The sequence below is a fragment of the Actinophytocola sp. genome (assembly GCF_045807065.1).
Classification (GTDB): Bacteria; Actinomycetota; Actinomycetes; order Mycobacteriales; family Pseudonocardiaceae; genus Actinophytocola.
Genome location: NZ_JBJMIE010000450.1, coordinates 1 through 4716, shown reverse-complemented (window position 1 = coordinate 4716; position 4716 = coordinate 1). Strand labels below are relative to the sequence as shown.

Here is a 4716-nt window from a genome sequence, read left to right as displayed (position 1 = left end):
TGATGTCCTGGAGGTCGACGGTGTGCCCGCGGGCGGCGACCAGGTGCCGGACCGCGGTGTAGGAGTCGCTGGGCACGACCACCCGGGAGCCCGGCGGCAACAGGTCCACGATGGCCGCCGCGGCACCCATGCCCGAGGCGTAGGCCGTGGCCGTGCCGCCCTCGAGCCGGCCGACCGCGTCCTCGAGCGCCGCCCAGGTGGGGGTGCCCTCGTTGCGGGCGTAGTCGTACTCGCCGCCGGCGCGGAAGCTGGACGCGAACACGGGCGGGGTGTTCAGCGGCTCGCCGGGCCGCTCGTTGCGCCCCGCGCTGACACACACGGTCTCGACATGCACGTACGCCAACCTAGAACTCGCTCGCGCCGTCCGCCCCTCGATCGGGACACTGCTCACGTGGGGAGACGGGTGAGCGCCGTGGTGACGTCCGGCGAGCGGTGCGTCGGCACGGTGGGGCCGTTCGCGGTCGACGTGCCGTGGTGGGCCGAGGTGGAGCAGGTGGCGACGCGCCTGCGCGAGGTGCTCGGCGTGCCGGCGTACGTGCTGCGCCTGCTGGCGGTCGAGGGCGGCGACGGGGCGCGGGACGGGCACGTCACCTACCACGTCGAGGCGACCGGTACGACCGCGTCGCTGCCGGCCCCGACCCTGTCCACGGCGCTGCTCACGGCCGACGACCCGTTGCGGGCGCACTGGGCGACCGCCGCCGGGCTGCGTGAGCTGTTCGAGTGGGCGCGGGCCGCCGTCGGTCCGCTCACCGGCCCGATCGAGCAACGCAGGACGTGGAACCTGGCCGGGCTGTTCCGGCTGCCCACGGCGGACGGGCCGGTGTGGTTGAAGGCGCTGCCACCGTTCGCGGCCGACGAGGCGCGGGCCATGGCGGCGATCCGCGCCGTGGACCCGACGCTGGTGCCCACGGTCCTCGCCTCGGCACCCGGCCGGCTGCTGCTGGCGGACCTGCCCGGGGAGGACTGCTGGCACGCGCCGGTGGACGTGCTGGCGAACGGCGTCCGCAGGTTCGTCGCCGCGCAGTCCGTGGTCGACGCCCCCGGGTTGCCGGCGCGGTCCGCGCCGGCCGGCGACGTCCGGGCGCTGCTCGAACGCGACCTCGGGTTGACGCGTGCGGAGGTGGCGGCCGCGCTGGCACTGCTGCCCAGGTGGCGGGAGCTGGCGGACTGCGGACTGCCGGACACCGTGGTGCACGGCGACTTCCACTCGGGCAACTGGCGCGGTGAACGCGGCGGTCCGCCGGTCGTCCTGGACTTCGCCGACGCCCACCTCGGCAACCCGGTGCTGGACGGGCTCCGGCTCGTCGACTTCACCGCGCCCGAGCGGAGGCCGGCGGTGCGGGCGGTGTGGACCGCGGCGTGGCGGGCGGCACGGCCCGGCAGCGACCCGGCGCGTGCACTGGTCGTGGCGGAACCACTGGCACACCTGTACTACGCGGTGCGATACCAGGAGTTCCTGGACGGGATCGAGGAGTCCGAGCGGATCTACCACCGCGACGACCCGGCCTCATCCGTGCGGGCCGCCCTCGCCTGCGCGTAGCCGGACGGACAGGCAGGTCACGCAGCCCTCGAGCTTCTCGAACTCGCTGATGTCGACGGTCACCGGCGCCAGCCCACGCGCTTCGAACAGCGCCGCGGTCCGCGGCGCGCTGGCGGCCATCAGCACCGTGTCGCCCCCGAGCAGCACGACGTGGGCGCCGGTCTCCTCGGGCACGGCCAGGAAGTGCGGGAACACGGCCGGGTCGGCCACCAGCGGCGGGTACCCGATGACGGTCCCGTCCGGCAACGCGGTCACGGCCGACTTGAGGTGCAGCACCCTGGTGACCGGCACGGGGACCACGGTCGCGGCCGGCAGGTGGGCGGCGAGCTGGCGGATGCCGTCGTCGTTGGTACGCCCGCTGCGCCCGACGTAGAGGGTGTCGCCGACCTCGAGGACGTCACCCCCGTCGAGCGTGCCGGGCGGCTCGATCCGCCGGATGTCGTACCCGGCCAGCGCCGCCTCCACCCCCGCGGTCTCCGCCCGCCGCGCGACCGCCCCGGACCGGGCGAGCACGGCAGTCCTCCCGAAAACGACAACGGGATCCTCGACGAAGACCGCGTCCGGGCAGTCGTCGGCCGCCGCGACCTCGGCGACCGCCCAGCCGTGCCCGGCGAACGCGTCCACATAGGACTCCCACTGCCGCAGGGCCAGCCCGACGTCGACCTCCCGCCGCTCGACGTGCGTGACGAGCCCTTCCGCGAGCCGCGGACCCGGCCGCCGCACCAGAGTGATCACGCACTCAGCGTAGGACACGCTACACAAACTGTATTGGTCCAGACCTTGCCGTCATGCCTGGTCTAGACCACACTGGGGCGCGGGAGATCCACGGCTGCTTCTCGTCCCCCTGCGCGAAAGGCTCCGCGATGCGAAGATGGCTCACCGGGTTGGCCGCGGCCGCCCTGTTACTCGGCTTCGTCACGGCCGGGCCGGCTGATGCCGCCGCCGGATTGACCGCCACGTTCACCAAGGTGTCCGACTGGGGCACCGGCTTCGAGGGCAAAGTCACCGTCACCAACGGCTCCAGCGCCGCGATCAACGGCTGGACCATCGAGTTCGACCTGCCCAGCGGTTACTCCATCCCCACCGTGTGGGACGCCCAGCACACGGCCAGCGGCCAGCACCACACGTTCACCAACCCGAGCTGGTCACCCACCCTGGCCGCGGGCGCCAGCGCGACCTTCGGCTTCAACGGCAGCCCGGGCAACTTCCCCGGCATCCAGAACTGCCGGTTCAACGGCGGCGCCTGCGACGGCGGTGGCGGCAACCCCGGCGCCCCGTCCACCCCGGGCACGCCGAGCGTCACCGGGACCACCAACTCCTCGATCTCGCTCTCGTGGGGTGGGTCCACCGGCACCGTCACCGGTTACCGGGTCTACGAGGGCACGACCGTCCGCGCCACGGTGACCGGCACGTCGGCCACCATCAGCGGCCTGTCCACGTGCACCTCGCACAGCTACACCGTGGCCGCCTACAACAGCGCGGGCGAGTCCGGCCGGAGCGGCTCGGCCAGCGCGACGACCACCGGCTGCACCACGCCGACCGGCGGCAAGGGCGCGCCGTACCTGTACATGGGCTGGGGCGACCCGCCGGCGCCGGCCACGGTCATGTCCGCGACGGGCATCAAGTCGTTCACCCTGGCGTTCGTGCTCTCCAGCGGCGGCTGCACGCCGGCGTGGGACGGCAGCCGGCCACTGACCGGCGGCGCCGACCAGTCGGCGATCAACGCGATCCGCTCGGCCGGCGGCGACGTCGTGCCGTCGTTCGGCGGCTGGCAGGGCAACAAGCTCGGCCCGAACTGCTCGACCCCCGCCGCGCTGGCCGGCGCCTACCAGCAGGTGATCAACGCCTACGGCCTCAAGGCGATCGACATCGACATCGAGAACACCGACGAGTTCGAGAACGACACCGTCCGGAACCGGATCGTCGACGCGCTGAAGATCGTCAAGCAGAACAACCCCGGCATCCAGACGATCGTCACCTTCGGCACGACGACCACCGGGCCGAACTACTACGGCAACCTCCTGATCGAGCACGCCGCGGCGGTCCAGGCCGGCATCGACGTGTTCACGATCATGCCGTTCGACTTCGGCAGCGCGAACATCTACAACGACACCGTCAACGCGTCCGAGGGGTTGAAGAACAAGCTCAAGTCCTCGTTCGGCTGGAGTGACGCCCAGGCTTACCAGCACATGGGCATCTCCGGGATGAATGGGCTGTCCGACCAGCAGGAGCAGACGTCGGTGGCCACCTGGACCTCGATCCGCGACTGGGCCAAGTCCCACGGGCTCGCCCGGCTCGCGTTCTGGTCCGTCAACCGTGACCGGGGTTGCCCCGGGGGCGGCGTGGTGAGCAACTGCAGCGGGATCTCCCAGAACAACTGGGACTTCACGCGAATCACCGCGGGTTTCTGAAAGGGGAGGGTGGGGGCGGCCGCGACCCGGCCGCCCCCTCTTTTCCTGTCCGGAACCCTGCCCGACCCGTCACCGTCCGAACGTCGTGGTCATGTTCACGCCCGGGGTGCCCGGCGACGCGCCGCTGGTCGTGCGCACGAAGCCCGGCACCCGGGCGCTGTACGTGGCGCTGCTCGGCGCCGTGGTGCTGCAGGTCCTCGCCGTGGCGGGGATGATGCTGCTCGCCCTCTGGTCGCCCGTCCTGTTCGCCTTCCTGCCGCTGGCCGCGCTCCAGTTCTGGTTCGTCGGCCGGATCCTGCGCGAGTACCAGGGCCTGCTCGGACCGCAGTTGGCCGCCGACCACACCGGCGTGTGGGTCCGCACCGGCGCGGGCCCGAACCCGCAGGCCGTGTACCTGCCATGGGCGGCGATCGAGGGCGTCGACGCGGTCCGGGGACCGGCCGTGCGGATCACGAGCCGACACGGCGAAGGTCTCCTCGGCCAGCACGCGCACTGGCGGGTCCGGGCACTGCGACGGCGTTTCAACTCCGCGTTCGTGGTGGACGGGCGGCGGTCGGCCGAGCCCGCCGACCAGATCGTCCACCGGCTGTGGCAGCTGGCCGAGTGGGCGCGCGGCCGCTCCTGATGGACGGCCGGCACGCGGACCCGCGGATCAGGAGGCCACTCAGTCCCGGCCGGGGTCGACGAACCGGGCCAGCAGGGTCTCGAACGTGTCCAGCTCCGCCTGGGTGAACGGGTCGAACAGGCCCCCGCCGGCGGCGCCGG

At 72.8% G+C, this 4716-nt stretch carries 5 protein-coding genes; 3 read left to right on the top strand and 2 right to left on the bottom strand.

Going from position 1 to position 4716, the window contains the following annotated elements; all coding sequences use genetic code 11:
• Positions 1-334 (bottom strand): PLP-dependent transferase (locus ACJ73U_RS26335; RefSeq protein ID WP_407780392.1); only part of this gene is annotated, 334 nt, incomplete at its 3' end.
• A 69-nt stretch (positions 335-403) separates the two neighbouring features.
• Here ACJ73U_RS26335 and ACJ73U_RS26330 point away from each other — a divergent pair.
• Positions 404-1540 (top strand): phosphotransferase, encoded by a 1137-nt coding sequence (locus ACJ73U_RS26330; protein ID WP_407780391.1) that lies wholly within the window; start codon positions 404-406, stop codon positions 1538-1540.
• On the opposite strand, the gene ddaH is transcribed toward ACJ73U_RS26330, so the two are convergent.
• Entirely contained in the window at positions 1508-2275 is a 768-nt protein-coding gene (ddaH, locus tag ACJ73U_RS26325; protein ID WP_407780390.1) for a dimethylargininase, read from the bottom strand. The genes ACJ73U_RS26330 and ddaH overlap by 33 nt on opposite strands.
• 128 nt (positions 2276-2403) lie before the next feature.
• On the opposite strand from ddaH, the gene ACJ73U_RS26320 reads away from it, so the two are divergent.
• Together ACJ73U_RS26320 and ACJ73U_RS26315 are read left to right on the top strand one after the other, a co-directional pair.
• Entirely contained in the window at positions 2404-3951 is a 1548-nt protein-coding gene (locus tag ACJ73U_RS26320; protein ID WP_407780389.1) for a cellulose binding domain-containing protein, read from the top strand.
• A gap of 91 nt (positions 3952-4042) precedes the next feature.
• Positions 4043-4576 carry a hypothetical protein gene (locus ACJ73U_RS26315; protein WP_407780388.1) on the top strand — a complete coding sequence of 178 codons (534 nt, stop codon included), beginning with the start codon at positions 4043-4045 and terminating at the stop codon, positions 4574-4576.
• Positions 4577-4716 lie beyond the last annotated feature (140 nt).

Bases quoted from the DNA above. Each gene is read 5' to 3' on its own strand.
- ACJ73U_RS26315 (WP_407780388.1), top strand. From the start codon at position 4,043: ATGTTCACGCCCGGGGTGCCCGGCGACGCGCCGCTGGTCGTGCGCACG.
- ACJ73U_RS26320 (WP_407780389.1), top strand. From the start codon at position 2,404: ATGCGAAGATGGCTCACCGGGTTGGCCGCGGCCGCCCTGTTACTCGGC.